Annotated in this window: 10 protein-coding genes; 6 read left to right on the top strand and 4 right to left on the bottom strand. The window is 68.4% G+C overall.

Annotation, left to right across the window (positions count from 1 at the left end):
• Window positions 1-33: 33 nt before the first annotated feature.
• The 3 genes from ACTJI2_RS10115 to ACTJI2_RS10105 all read right to left on the bottom strand — a co-directional run bounded on the left by ACTJI2_RS10115 (window position 34) and on the right by ACTJI2_RS10105 (window position 5156).
• A complete protein-coding gene (locus tag ACTJI2_RS10115; protein ID WP_440842025.1) occupies window positions 34-3234 on the bottom strand; it encodes an ATP-binding protein in 3201 nt (1066 codons plus the stop codon).
• Window positions 3235-3342: 108 nt separating this feature from the next.
• Window positions 3343-4068, bottom strand: coding sequence for a polysaccharide deacetylase family protein (locus ACTJI2_RS10110; protein WP_440842024.1), 726 nt, complete (start codon window positions 4066-4068; stop codon window positions 3343-3345).
• The gene (locus tag ACTJI2_RS10105) at window positions 4065-5156 is read right to left on the bottom strand and encodes a glycosyltransferase family 4 protein (RefSeq protein WP_440842023.1); all 1092 of its coding nucleotides are present in this window, start codon (window positions 5154-5156) and stop codon (window positions 4065-4067) included. The genes ACTJI2_RS10110 and ACTJI2_RS10105 overlap by 4 nt, the downstream gene beginning before the upstream one ends.
• 385 nt (window positions 5157-5541) lie before the next feature.
• On the opposite strand from ACTJI2_RS10105, the gene ACTJI2_RS10100 reads away from it, so the two are divergent.
• Entirely contained in the window at window positions 5542-6168 is a 627-nt protein-coding gene (locus ACTJI2_RS10100) for an SMI1/KNR4 family protein (protein ID WP_440842022.1), read from the top strand.
• Window positions 6169-6400: 232 nt separating this feature from the next.
• Here the strand turns inward: ACTJI2_RS10100 and ACTJI2_RS10095 are convergent, their stop codons facing one another.
• A complete protein-coding gene (locus ACTJI2_RS10095) occupies window positions 6401-6754 on the bottom strand; it encodes a hypothetical protein (RefSeq protein WP_440842021.1) in 354 nt (117 codons plus the stop codon).
• A 1220-nt stretch (window positions 6755-7974) separates the two neighbouring features.
• Here ACTJI2_RS10095 and ACTJI2_RS10090 point away from each other — a divergent pair.
• From ACTJI2_RS10090 to ACTJI2_RS10070, 5 genes are all read left to right on the top strand, one after another.
• Window positions 7975-9282 (top strand): hypothetical protein, encoded by a 1308-nt coding sequence (locus tag ACTJI2_RS10090; protein ID WP_318288624.1) that lies wholly within the window; start codon window positions 7975-7977, stop codon window positions 9280-9282.
• Window positions 9283-9321: 39 nt separating this feature from the next.
• Window positions 9322-9693, top strand: coding sequence for a hypothetical protein (locus tag ACTJI2_RS10085; protein WP_318288623.1), 372 nt, complete (start codon window positions 9322-9324; stop codon window positions 9691-9693).
• A 64-nt stretch (window positions 9694-9757) separates the two neighbouring features.
• Window positions 9758-10597: a pyrroline-5-carboxylate reductase gene (gene proC, locus ACTJI2_RS10080; protein ID WP_318288622.1), complete on the top strand. Its 840-nt coding sequence runs from the start codon at window positions 9758-9760 to the stop codon at window positions 10595-10597.
• A 14-nt stretch (window positions 10598-10611) separates the two neighbouring features.
• Complete coding sequence (locus ACTJI2_RS10075) at window positions 10612-11076, top strand: DUF4426 domain-containing protein (RefSeq protein ID WP_183643852.1); 465 nt, start codon at window positions 10612-10614, stop codon at window positions 11074-11076.
• A gap of 132 nt (window positions 11077-11208) precedes the next feature.
• Window positions 11209-12621 carry an MFS transporter gene (locus ACTJI2_RS10070; protein ID WP_440842019.1) on the top strand — a complete coding sequence of 471 codons (1413 nt, stop codon included), beginning with the start codon at window positions 11209-11211 and terminating at the stop codon, window positions 12619-12621.
• Window positions 12622-12636 lie beyond the last annotated feature (15 nt).

Here is a 12636-nt window from a genome sequence, read left to right as displayed (position 1 = left end):
CCTTTGAAAAAGGGGGATTGAGGGGGATTTGCTTTATGAGTGATCCAGCTTCACCAGTTCCACTTCCAGCGCTCGCATCGCCGCTCCCGTCTCATCGACCACCTCGGCAGCGATACCCTCCGCGCGTATCCGATCTTCCAGCCGTTCGAAGCGGGCGATCAGCTCATCCATCTGCATCATCGCCAGCGCGCCGCGCATGCGATGCAGGGTGGTGATGGCGGTGGTCGGGTCCTGCCCTTGCAGGGCAATGGCGACGGCGGCGGCGTCCGCGCGCATGGTGTCGACGAACAGGCGCCGATACTGCGCCGGCAATTCTTCCGCCGCGTCGGAGGGTGCGACGTCGCCCGCGTTGCCGGCAGCCCCGGCAGTCGCCGCATGCGCACGCAGCAATTCCCACAATCCGCGCAGGCCAATCGGCTTGACCAGCCAGGCGTTCATGCCGGCTTCCCGGCAGCGCTGCTCTTCCTCGCGCATCGCGTTGGCGGTGACGCCGATGATCGGCACGTCAGCGCCTTCGCGGCGCAGGGTGGCGGCCAGTTCGTAGCCGTTGAGGCGCGGCATGTTGACGTCGGTCAGCACCGCGTCGAAGCGTTCGCGCCGCCACAGTGCGAGCGCCTCCACGCCGTCTTCCGCGGTCGCGACCGTGCAGCCCAGCTGTTCCAGTTGATGCGCCAGGGTGGCCCGGTTGATGGGATTGTCCTCGGCCACCAGCACGCGCAGGCCCAGCCGGCCGGCGATGGGACCGGCCCGCAGCGGTGCGGGCGCGACGGGCTCGCCCCGGCGCAGCGCGAGGATCGCCTGGGCGAGCGCGTCGCGGTGATGCCCGTCCACGGCCGTTGGCGTGGCGTCGCCGGCATCGGCGCCCAGCACGCGCGGTCCCGGCCATGCCGGGGGGGTGTCCGGCGGCGGCAGCACGTCCACCAGGATGGCGTCCGCATCGGCGGGCGTCGCCGGCAGGACGGCCGGCGCGGCGCGCGCGCCCCAGCGTTCGAACCAGCGGCACAGGTCCGCCGTCAGTTCCGGATGCGGCGTGCGCACGCGCAGCACCGCGCCGGAGAGATCGGCGTGGGTGTCCGTGCCCGCTTCGGCCGTCAGCGGCAGGCTCAGGCGGAAGCGGCTGCCGCGTCCCGGCGCGCTGTCCACGGCGATGTCGCCCTGCATCAGCCGCGCCAGCTGCATGCAGATGGACAGGCCCAGGCCGGCGCCGCGGAAGGTGTGGCTGGCCGCATCGACCTGATAGAACGGTTCGAACAGCCGTGTCTGATCCTCCGGTGCGATGCCGACGCCGGTGTCTTCCACGTCCAGTACCACCCGCGCGATACCGTCACGCGTTTCGCTGCCCAGCCGCACGACCACCCGGCCGTGTTCGGTGAACTTGATGGCGTTGCTGATCAGGTTGTCGAGGATCTGGCGCAGGCGTGCCGGATCCCCGCGCAGCCATGCAGGCAGATCCGGATCGATGCAGGCGAACAGATCCAGTCCCTTCTGCCGGGCCATCGCCGCGTAGCCGGCAACCGCGTCCTCGACGAGGTGCCGCGGATGGAAGGCCACCGCGTCCAGCGCCAGCTGACCGGTCTCGATGCGGGTGGTGTCCAGGATGTCGCTGATGAGCTGCAACAGCACCGCCGAGGAGCTCTGCACGGTCTGCAACTGGCGGCGCTGCTCCTCGTTCAACGGGGTGAGCGCCAGCAGTTCCAGCGTGCCCAGCACGCCGTACAGCGGCGTGCGGATTTCGTGGCTCATCGTGGCCAGGAAGGTGGACTTGGCCGCGCTGGCGCGATCGGCCTCGCGCTTGGCGCGGGCCAGCGTGCGTTCGATTTCCGCATGCGCGCTGATGTCGGTGAAGGCGCACAGGATGACCTCGCGCATGCGGTAGCGCGTGGGCGAGTACGCCACGTGCAGCGGGCGGCCATCAGCGGCGGCGAATTCCTCCAGTAGTCCGGCGCCCTCGACTCCGGCCAGCCGTTCCCGCAGGCGCGACAACGCCCCGCTGACCGCCGACGACGAATCCCCGGCCAGGCCCAGCCATTGCCGCGCCAGGCCATTGCCGAATACCACGTCTCCCGAAGCGCGATCCAGCACGCACAGGGCCACCGGCGTGGCGTCGATGATGGTCCGGTTGAACGCTTCGTTGTCGAGGATGTCGCGCTGGGCGGCGAGCGCGGGCGCGACCACGCGGCGGTCGTACCAGCGTCCGAAGCCAAGCGCGCCGGCGATGCCGGCCAGCAACAGCAGGCCCGCGCCCAGCGGCAACCACAGGTTGTCGCGGAACAGGCTGAGGTAGCCCACCCGGTAGTAGGCGTCCCACTGCCCGTTCGCATCGTGGAAATGGAAGACCCAGCCCCGGCGGGTGTAGTTGAGACCCAGATCTTCGGCGGGCGGTGGCGTGCCGTCGCCGTCCAGCACGACGCCCTGGCGGGTCAGCCAGAAATCGTCGTAGATCGCTTCGCTCAGATGCCATTCGAACACGCCCACCCGCGAGAGCGTCAGCAGGGTGGCGGCGTAGAAGTCCGGCGGTTGTTCCCTTCCCGTGCCCCACAGGCGGGGCGGAATCGGCGCCGGCAGCACGCCGATGAGCCGCTCCGGCAGATCCGGCGAGCGCAGCCAGCGCACGTTGCGCCCGACCGGTTGCTGGCCCGCTGGAGTGCCGCGTTCGGCCAGGTGCGCGCGCACCGTATCGATCACCGCCGCGAACTGCGCCTGCTCCAGCCGGCCCAGGCCGGATTCGACGCCAATGCCGGGCACGCTGGCGGCAAGGCTGCTGTTCCGGTCGAGCAGGAACACCTCGCCCGGCGGAAACGGCGAGCGCGACCAGAAGGTCGTGTAGGCATTGCTGAGGTGCTGGCCGACTTCCGGCAGCGCGGCGTCGCAGTCGGCCTGCGCGCAGACCAGCGAGAACGGCAGGTGCACGCCGGCCTCCTGGCCCAGCCACTGGCGTTCGCCGGGACGCGCCGGCTGCGGCATCTCGCGCAGGGTTTCCTGCGGCCAGTCGGGCAGCGAGGCCAGGCGCGCGTTCTGCTGGCTGAACGTGGTCAGGAAGGCTTCGTGATGGTGCACGTAGCCGGTCATCACCCCGAAATCGACGGCCAGCTTCTGCTGCTGCTCGGTCAGCAGCCGGTGCATGCCCCAGTACAGGCCCAGTCCCAGGAACAGCAGCACCGGCAGGATGCCGAGCAGCGCGAACCGCAGCCAGCGGACCGAGCGGGTGATGCGGCCGAACGGAGTGTCCTTCATCAGCGTGCCGGTGGCCGCGCGCGGCGAGCCAGCGCCGCCTCGCCGCCGGAACCGACGGTTCCCTGGGTGGAGATGCCGCGATTCTAACCAGCCGGACCCGCGTTTCGGCTAGCGGCGGTCCCCGTAGCGGGTCGCCAGCTTCAGCCAGAACTGCGGCAGATGATGCTGGTTGAGGACATGCACGCGCGGCACCCGCAGCGGATCCACGCCGATCCGCGCGCGACCGCGCACGGTGGTGGTGGCGCCCGCGAATCCCGCGCGCCGCACCGCCTCCACCACGCGATCGTCATGCGCGCCCCAGGGATAGCAGAACTGGGAGACGCGCAGGCCAAAGCGATCCTCCAGCGCGCGCTTGCCGCCGCCCACTTCGTCTTCCAGCGCGGCATCGTCCAGGGTGGTCAGGCGCGCGTGGGTGCGGGTGTGTGCGCCCAGTTCCATGCCGGCATCGATCCACGCGCGCAGCGCGCCTTCGTCGGCCAGCGGGCTGGTCACGCCCAGCACATCCTCGGACCAGCCATTGCGCTGGCCGATCCGGTCCGCCACCGCGTAGCAGGTGGCGCGATGGCCATGCCGTCGCAGAATCGGCAGTGCGGTGGTGACGTTGTCGAAAAAACCATCGTCGAAGGTCAAGGCGCACAGCTTTTCCCGGGGCACCACTCCGCCCTGCAGCACCGCATGGGCCTCGTCCATGGTCACGCCGCGATAGCCGCAATGCGCCAGCAGCGCCATCTGCCGCGCGAACGCGCGCGCACCGACGAAGATACTGCGCCGCCGGCTGCCCTTCGGCACCGGCCCGATGCTGTGGTACATCAGCACCGGCAACACCGCGCTCACGCCGGCAGCTCCAGCACGCGCCGGTACAACGCCACGGTGTCGTCCACCATGCCGCGTGCGCTGAAACGCTCGCGCTGGGTCCGCCGCGCCTGCTGGCCCAGACGCTCGCGCAGCGCGGGATCCAGCAGCTTCTTCAACTGCCAGGCCAGACCGTGGGCATCGTCCGAGGTGAACAGCAGGCCGTTGACGCCGTCCTCGATCACCTCCGGCATGCCGCCGGTACGCGCGGCGATCACCGGCAGGCCGGCGGCCATCGCTTCCAGCAGGGACAGCGACAGCGCCTCGCTGCGCGAGGGCTGCACGAACACGTCCATGCCGCGCAGCAGCGCGGCCACGTCATCGCGATAACCGGGCAGGCGCACCCGTGCGTCCAGTCCGAGTCGACTGATCAAATCGGCGAGTTCGTCCGGCCAGTCGCCCGTCGCGTCGCCCAGCATCACCAGATCCATCGGCTCGCCCACCGCGCCCAGCAGCGACAGCGCACGCACCAGCAGATCGTGCCCCTTGTGCGGCACCATCCGGCCGACCATGCCAATGGCCAACCGCTCCTGCGCGATGCCCAGCCGCTCCCGCGCCGCCCTGCGCTCGGACTCGCGCGTATCCGGAAGCGTATCGACGCCGTTGTAGATGCGCTCGATCCGCGTCGCCGGCAATCCCTTGTGGACCAGGAACTCGCGCACCGCCTCGGACACGGCGATCATCCGCTGGTTGCGGCGAAACCCCTTCCAGGTCTGCAAGGAGTGGATGGTCGCCACCGAACGGCAGCGCCCCCACCCGCCGGCCAACGCGCTGTAGAAGGCGCTGCGCCGCGAATGCCCATGCACCACGTCGATGCCGCGCTCGCGCACCAGCCGGCGCAGGCGCAGGTGCGACACCGGATCAATCAGCCCGCGAAAGCGCAGCGGCGTCCAGTCCAGCCGTTCCGCCTCGGCTTGCCGCTGCAACCATGAGCCCTGCTGCAAGGCCAGGGTCACCCCATGACCGGCGTCACGCAGGCCGCGGCTCAGTGACAGCACCTGCCGTTCCAGGCCGCCATAGCCTTGGGTATGGACGACTTGCAGCAATCGGAGGGGACGATGGGGAGGCATGGGAAAGGTCGCGCGAGAAATGTGACGCGACCTTGCCGTCCGGTGGGGGGCTGGACCATCGGATAACTCTGAAAGTGGTTGGGGGATGGTGTGGGCTCGCCTGAAACGAAGTGAGGAGCATGGCTCCGGTTCATCTAGGCGCGCGCGGCCAACTCACGCTGGAACCGGCGCCCCCTGCACTCGCGCCGTATCTGCCATTGCCTGCTGATTGGCCGGGCGAGCAAAAGGCGCAAACGGCGCGCGGTGGTACTGCTCCCGCAGTTACGCTAGAAACCTCAAGGCCTGGAGCGGCTGTTTCCGACCCAAAACGGACATTCGGCCCGCACCTTGCTGGCTGGAGACCGGTGTGCATAACATCGCCGCCTGAGGCAAACGGACCAGGACGATGACAGAAGCTGCAGGCGACGGTTTGGTGGATTCGAAGCGCTTCGACGCGATGGTTACGCGGTTGCGGCAAATGGCGGACGAAGGGACGAAGAAGGTCACCGGCGTGCTAATGGTCGCCAAGCTTCCACCGCGGCCCGATGGTTTGTTTTCGCAGGCTTATCTGCACGAAATCTACGCGCCGTTGTCGGAGCCGGAAATCGAGGCGTTGGAACAGGATGCGGGGAGGGTAATTCCCTCTGATCTTCGCGCGTTCTATCGCCTCGCAAATGGCCTCTCACTGTTCGCCGGATCGTTGTCCATCAACGGTGCGCGAACTGACTACTCACGCTCCCCCGACGTCCGTCAACCGGTGAGCTTGCGTTACGGAAACCAGATCGAACGCCCGGCAGGCGCGCCACTTGATGCCGTCCAGTTCGGCTTCTACTCGGCGGATCCGGGGCATCACGCCTGGATTGACGGAAGCGGCGAGGTGTACGTGACGGCCCTAGGCCGTCCCGCGCCGAAGCTACGCACGTGGCCAAGCTTGTGGACATTCCTCGGCGACGAAGTCGAGCGCCTCTCGAGCGCATATCGCACCTGTCGCCGGCGGGTGGATGCACTTGATCCATTGCCTGCGCCGATCTGACGCACACCGGGAGGGCTGATACAACCACCTCGAATGTCCGCTTATGGCCGATTGCGGACGTAGTTGCCGGCGGAAGATGGCTTCTAAGTCGAGGCCTCCATCGCCTGAGTGATCCATAGCTGTCCGGACCAATTCCATCTGCACCACAGACCGACGTACTCCACGACGGTAGCCGACCCACGAAGACGCGAGTCAGCCACCACCGAGGGCACAGGACCTCAGATGCGGGCAGTCACCCTTCATCTACTTCTTCGTCATCGCCTCCACTGGACTGCTGCAAAGCATCCGCCAGTGCCAGAGGGAGCGGGAGATTGCCCAGGTACTCGGCCAGTTCATGGCCCAGCAGGTCTTCGTGATCGCGAAAGAAGACGGGGCCGGTCGTCAGCGTCCAGCCTTGCTCGATGCGGCGCCAGCCGCGTGTGCTGCGTACCATCAGTCCGCCCATGTCCAGTGAGCCGGCCAGGGTGATGCCGTCCTCGCTGACGCGCAGGACGATCTCGGCTACGACGCGCGCGCGTCGGTTGCCGGGATCGGTTGGGCGATACGAAGTGGAACTGTCGGGGGTGGCTTGAGTGGGCTTGCGCATGTGCGGGACTCCGTAGGTAGATTCGAGTCCACCGCCCCGACTGCAATCAAGGCGGCGGGCGGCACGGGTTGCAGTACCGGCCTACGGACCGGCGGGGCCAAAGCCCCCCACGTACCGCCCGCCATGAAGCTGGCAGGGCTGCGCCCATCAAATGCAGGAGAACAAAAAAGCGCCGTGCATTTTTCGGATGGGCGCTGGTGCGCCGTAGGAGTCGAGACTGCAATCCCGGTCGCCGAATTTGCGGCGACGCTGGGATGCTGGATCCGCTCCCATGCGCCCGTCAACGCACATTGAGCCAATGATCTGCTTATGACATTTATGGCGTCAAGGGCGGGGAATGCCGCGCCACGTGGCCGCTCGCAGCGACGGGATGTTTCGAGATCCTTGACGATCCCAACTCAGTTCCAGACTCCTTGTTTCGAAGCCAGACTCTGTTTCAGACCTTTCCTAGGTCACGCATGAGATGCGCCGCCTAGGCTGTTCGGTCTTTTCTGAAACACGCTCGCCCATGTCACGCATGTTTGCGGTGTCCGTGCACTGCCCCTTCCCCCGCTTGCGGGGGAAGGTTGGGATGGGGGCGAGGCTGTCATCGTGTGGGGAAGGACATGCGGTACTTGGGTTGGGGGCCCCCACCCCAGCCCTCCCCCGCGCGCGGGGGAGGGAGCGGTGCGCGTGTTTCGTTTGTTTTCTTGCGGGTGTCGCTCCTTCCCCCGCTTGCGGGGGAAGGTTGGGATGGGGGCGAGGCTGTCGTCGTGCGGGAAATACACGCTGCGCTTGCGTTGGGGGCCCCCACCCCAGCCCTCCCCCGCACGCGGGGGAGGGGGCGGTTTGCGTGTTTCGTTCGTTTTCTCGTCGGTGTCGCTCCTTCCCCCGCTTGCGGGGGAAGGTTGGGATGGGGGCGAGGCTGTCATCGTGTGGGGAAGAACATGCGGTGCTTGCGTTGGGGCCCCCACCCCAGCCCTCCCCCGCACGCGGGGGAGGGAGCGATGCGCGTGTTTCGTTCGTTTTCTTGCGGGTGTCGCTCCTTCCCCCGCTTGCGGGGGAAAGTTGGGATGGGGGTGAGTTGGTCATCGTGCGAAAAAGACATGCGGCGCTTGCGTTGGGGCCCCCCACCCCAGCCCTCCCCCGCATGCGGGGGAGGGGGCCGTCTGCGTGTTTCGCTTGTTTTCTTGTGAATGCTGAAAGAGGGATGCGTGAGAAGCTGTCAGCCATTTGATTTCTTGACCGGTCGTTGGCGCCAGCGTGCATTCGTGCTGGTGCTTGCGGTCGTCGGCTTTGATCTGCATGCCGCAACATCCGTCTCCGTGGTGGAAGCGGCCGATATCCATCTGCAAGCCTACCTTCAAGGCGAGGCGCGGCAGGTGGAGCGGCTGTCGGCGTATCTGCGGAACGAGACGCCTTCGTCCTGCACGGAAAGATGCGACATCCCTTCGCTGCCCGAAGTCGCGATTGAACGCCGGCTGCAAGAGGCACTCGCAGCGCGTGGCGTGGCGGAGACACCGGCGCTCACGTCGCGCATCGGCGCGATCACGCAGGCGATGACGGAGGGGGTGCGCCGCTCACGCTGCCATGCACGGGATGCATCCAGTGCGTTCTTCGGGGCCGCCACGCCGGAAGAGGCCGGCGAGGCGCTGGTCCGCTTCCGCTGTGATTTGCCCGATGCCGCCGTCGCGTTGCGGCATGCCACGACCTTGCGGGAACACGGCGACAACGTGTCGGTGGACGCGCTGTTGCGCACGCACCTGGACGCCGCGATGGCCCTGCGACGGGCACCGCGGCGCACGGTCGATGCGGAGATGCTGATGCATCGCGATATCGGTGGCGGCTGGCGGACGATGCTGCCGGCGCAGTGGATGGAATACTTCCTGGCCCTGCTCGAACATGCCGACGCCCCGGCCACCGCGGTGCCGGCGGCCAACCTGTATCTGCGGGCACATCTGGACTTAGCTGCCTCAGACCGGAAGCAGTTGGACGACTATCTGCGATCCTCGCTGGACCCCGCCCGGGATGAACCCGGCACCACGTTGGCGGATCTGCTTAGTTCGCTCGACGAGGAGACTACATGGGACGAGAACGTGGCCGTCGCCCGACTGACGGGCACGTTCCTGACCCATCGTGAAGGCGGAAAACTCGCCCGGCTTTTTGAAGAGATACCCCAGCAACGCATCCAGGCCCTGTCCCGGCAGATGGTCGTCGCGGGGAAACAGGCGCAATGCACGGCCACGCACGTGCAAGCGCTCCCCTTCGAATACAGCCGCCATGTGCGTGTCGCCGTCCGTTGCCAGCTTCCGGACATCGCCGTCGCCGCCGGGCGATTCCAGCAACGTGCGGACGCGGGAGTTCCGGTCACCGTGAAGGAGGTGGACGACCTGATTGCCGCGCTCGCGTCGCCGGCCCGGCGCGATCACGACGGCTCGCTGGAGCTGGAACTCATCGGGGCGCGCGGTGATACCTGGTACGTGCATCCAAACAAGGTCTTCGACATGATGCTGAGGATGCTGTTTTCGCCGGCACGCGATGTACCGTGATCACTCGCCGGTTCGCCGCCCCCCTTGGAAGTGAATGAAATGGAACTCCGATCGCCCCCTCCCCTCTCCCCCGCCCAGCGATTCGGCGCGGCTGCTTTCACGCTGTTCGCCCTGCCGGTGCTGGCCTGGGTTGCCTGCTTCGGCTACTGGCTGCCGGTGTGCGGAAAGGCGGGTTGGGGCTACGCGCTGATCATGCTGGTGGGCGGCAGCGTGATGGCGCCTGCGGTGGCGGGCATTGCATGGGTAGCGGGACTGGGGACGATGTTCGCGTGGCATCTGCATCGCGTGCGGAAGCACCGGCGGTTGTCCATCCTGTTGTCCGACGCGGCGATTCTGGCGGTGGTGCTGTTTTTCGTTGGCGTCATGCTCGGCGCGACGTTGGGCCAGGGCGGGCGTTGCAGCCTGTTCTAGCGGCGGCCGTTGCCGGCGCGGAGGCTGCGCTAGAATCACCGCGGTTCTCCAACGGATCGCATCCATGCCATCGCCCGCCTCGTCTTCGTCCACTCCGCTCGCCTTCATCGGTGGCGGCAACATGGCGCGCAGCCTGATTGGCGGGCTGATTGCGCGTGGGCATGCGCCGGAGGCCATTCACGTGGCCGAGCCGGTGGAGGCGCTGCGCGATGCGCTGGCGCGGGACTTCGGCGTACAGGTGCATACGAGCGCCGCCGATGCGGCCGCCGACGCCGATATCTGGCTGCTGGCGGTCAAGCCGCAGGTGATGCGCACGGTTTGCGGCGATCTGTCCGCGCTGGCGCAGGCGCGGCGACCGCTGGCGATTTCGATCGCCGCCGGCATCACCGCCGCGCAGCTGGAACGCTGGCTGGGCGGCGACGTGGCGGTGGTGCGGGCGATGCCGAATACGCCGGCGCTGCTGGGCGCCGGCATCACCGGGCTGTATGCGAACGATCGCGCCGACGCCGCGCAGCGCGACGCCGCTGCGGCCTTGCTGGCGGCGGTGGGGCCGACCGTGGCGATTGGCGAGGAACCGTTGATGGACGCGGTCACCGCGGTGTCCGGCAGCGGGCCGGCCTATGTATTCCTGCTGGCCGAAGCGATGCAGGCGGCCGGCGAAGCCGAGGGCCTGTCCCCGGACGCGGCGCGCGAGCTGGCCACGCAGACCCTGCTGGGCGCGGCGCGCATGCTGGTCGAATCCGGCGAGCCGGCCGGCGTGCTGCGCGCGCGGGTGACTTCGCCCAACGGCACCACCCAGGCGGCCATCGAGACCTTCCAGGCCGGCGGCTTTGAGGCATTGGTCGCAAAAGCCATCCACGCCGCCACCGAACGCGGACGCGAACTGTCCGCCGCCAACGACTGACATCGACGACTGCCATGAAGACCATCAAGACCGCCTGGATTGCCTGCACCCTGTCTCTCGCCCTGGCCGCGTGTTCGGCCGGCGAAGCGCCGCGCGCCGCCGAGTTCGTGCAGCCGGTGCAGGCGCAGCAGGATTTCGGTTCCCTGCGCGTGCATTTCAACGCGCTGCCGACGCTGTCGCTGAGCGAGGCGGTGGCGCGCGAGTACCAGGTGCAGCGCGAGGCCGGCACCGCGCTGGTGGTGATCGCCCTGCGCCGGGTGGCCGGCGGCGAGGAAAGCGTCACCGAGGGCGAGGTCGAGGGCGAAGCGCGCGACCTGTCCGGCAAGCGGCAGGCGCTGGCGTTCCGCGCGGTGCGCACCGGTGATTACGTTGACCACATCGGCACGCTCAAGGTCGGTCCGCGCGATACCTATCGGTTTGACCTGACCGTGCGCGCCGACGGCCGCAGCGAGAAGTTGCAGTTCCAGCGCAATTTCTGAGCGGCGTACGCGCCTTCCCGGGCGCGCGATGCGGGTACCGTCGCCATCGCAAGCATGCGTGCGCGCGCCGGTTGACCTCAACCGCGCTTGAGGGCGCAAGCTCCGCGACTCCCCCGCTCCGCTTCTCCCTCCATGGAATCGTCGTCCCTGTCTTCCTCCGCCGGCCCCGATATCGCGGCCGATCCGGCTCCGGCCATCACCGCAACCGCCGAGGACGGCCTGCTGTCGCCGCGCCGTCGCGCGATGACCCTGGGCATGGTGGCGCTGGTGTCGCTGGGCGCGTTCGAGGCGCTGGCCGTCGCGACCGCGATGCCGACCGTGGCGCGGGCGCTGGACGGCCTGTCGTTGTACGCGCTGGCGTTCGCCGGCACCTTGGCCGCGAGTGTGGTCGGCATGGTGCACGCCGGCCGCGCCAGTGATCGGCACGGTCCCGCGCGCATGGTCTGGTGGGGCGTGGCGTGGTTCGTCGCCGGACTGATCGTGGCGGGACTGGCGCCGAACATGCCGGTGCTGCTGCTGGGGCGCGTCGTGCAGGGCTTTGGCGGCGGCGCGATGTCGGTGGCGCTGTACGTGGTGGTGGCGCGCGCGTATCCGGAAGCGCTGCGCCCGCGCGTGTTCGCCGCGTTCTCGGCGGCATGGGTGGTGCCTTCGCTGATTGGCCCGAGCGTCAGTGGATTGATCGTGGAGCATGTGGGCTGGCGCTGGGTGTTCCTGGCGGTGCCGCTGCTGGCGATTCCGGCGGCCTGGGCATTGCGACCCGGCCTGAAGGCGTTGCCACCGACGATCGCCGAAACCACCGGCGGGCGCTCGCTGTTGCCATGGGCCGGGCTCGCGGCGGCGGCGGCCTGCCTGTTGCATCTGGCCGGACAGCGGCACGACACGCGCGGCGCGCTGCTGTTGGTGGTGGCGCTGACGGGATTGGTCTTGGCGACGCGCAAGCTGTTGCCGGATGGCAGCCTGAGCCTACGACGCGGCCTGCCGAGCGTGATCGCGCTGCGCGGATTGGCGAGCGCGACCTTCTTTGGCGCCGAGGTGTTCATCCCGCTGATGCTGGCGCAGCAGTTCAAGTTGTCGCCGCTGTGGGCGGGTGTGGCGCTGAGTGTCGGCGCGCTGGGCTGGTCGATGGGTTCCTGGTACCAAGGCAACACGCGGCGTGCGTGGTCGCGCGCGACGCTGCTGCGGATTGGCCTGACGATGATGGCGCTCGGCATCCTGCCGTTGCCGCTGGCGGTGTTCCTGCCGGGTGGACTGGGGCTGGCGCTGGTGGGCTGGGCGATCACCGGCATCGGCATGGGCCTGACCTACCCCAGCCTGTCGGTGCTGACGCTCTCGCTGTCGCCGCCACAGGCGCAGGGTCGCAACAGTTCCGCCTTGCAGTTGATGGACGCGCTGGCGATCGCGACGGTGCTGGCGCTGGCCGGATCGCTGGTGGCGACGCTGCTGGACCGCGCGCCGACGCTGGCGTTCGGACTGAGTTTCGGGATGACCGTCGTGTTGGCGTTCCTCGGTGCGCTGCTGGCCGGGCGGGTGCGTCCGGCCGATTGAAGCTGCCGATTCGTC

The organism is Pseudoxanthomonas sp. 22568, from assembly GCF_052044485.1.
In the GTDB taxonomy this organism is placed as follows: Bacteria; Pseudomonadota; Gammaproteobacteria; order Xanthomonadales; family Xanthomonadaceae; genus Pseudoxanthomonas_A; species Pseudoxanthomonas_A beigongshangi.
This window is presented reverse-complemented; position numbering and strand designations above follow the sequence as displayed.

Bases quoted from the DNA above. Each gene is read 5' to 3' on its own strand.
- ACTJI2_RS10115 (WP_440842025.1), bottom strand. From the start codon at position 3,234: ATGAAGGACACTCCGTTCGGCCGCATCACCCGCTCGGTCCGCTGGCTG.
- ACTJI2_RS10095 (WP_440842021.1), bottom strand. From the start codon at position 6,754: ATGCGCAAGCCCACTCAAGCCACCCCCGACAGTTCCACTTCGTATCGC.
- proC (WP_318288622.1), top strand. From the start codon at position 9,758: ATGCCATCGCCCGCCTCGTCTTCGTCCACTCCGCTCGCCTTCATCGGT.
- ACTJI2_RS10070 (WP_440842019.1), top strand. From the start codon at position 11,209: ATGGAATCGTCGTCCCTGTCTTCCTCCGCCGGCCCCGATATCGCGGCC.
- ACTJI2_RS10085 (WP_318288623.1), top strand. From the start codon at position 9,322: ATGGAACTCCGATCGCCCCCTCCCCTCTCCCCCGCCCAGCGATTCGGC.
- ACTJI2_RS10075 (WP_183643852.1), top strand. From the start codon at position 10,612: ATGAAGACCATCAAGACCGCCTGGATTGCCTGCACCCTGTCTCTCGCC.
- ACTJI2_RS10100 (WP_440842022.1), top strand. From the start codon at position 5,542: ATGACAGAAGCTGCAGGCGACGGTTTGGTGGATTCGAAGCGCTTCGAC.
- ACTJI2_RS10105 (WP_440842023.1), bottom strand. From the start codon at position 5,156: ATGCCTCCCCATCGTCCCCTCCGATTGCTGCAAGTCGTCCATACCCAA.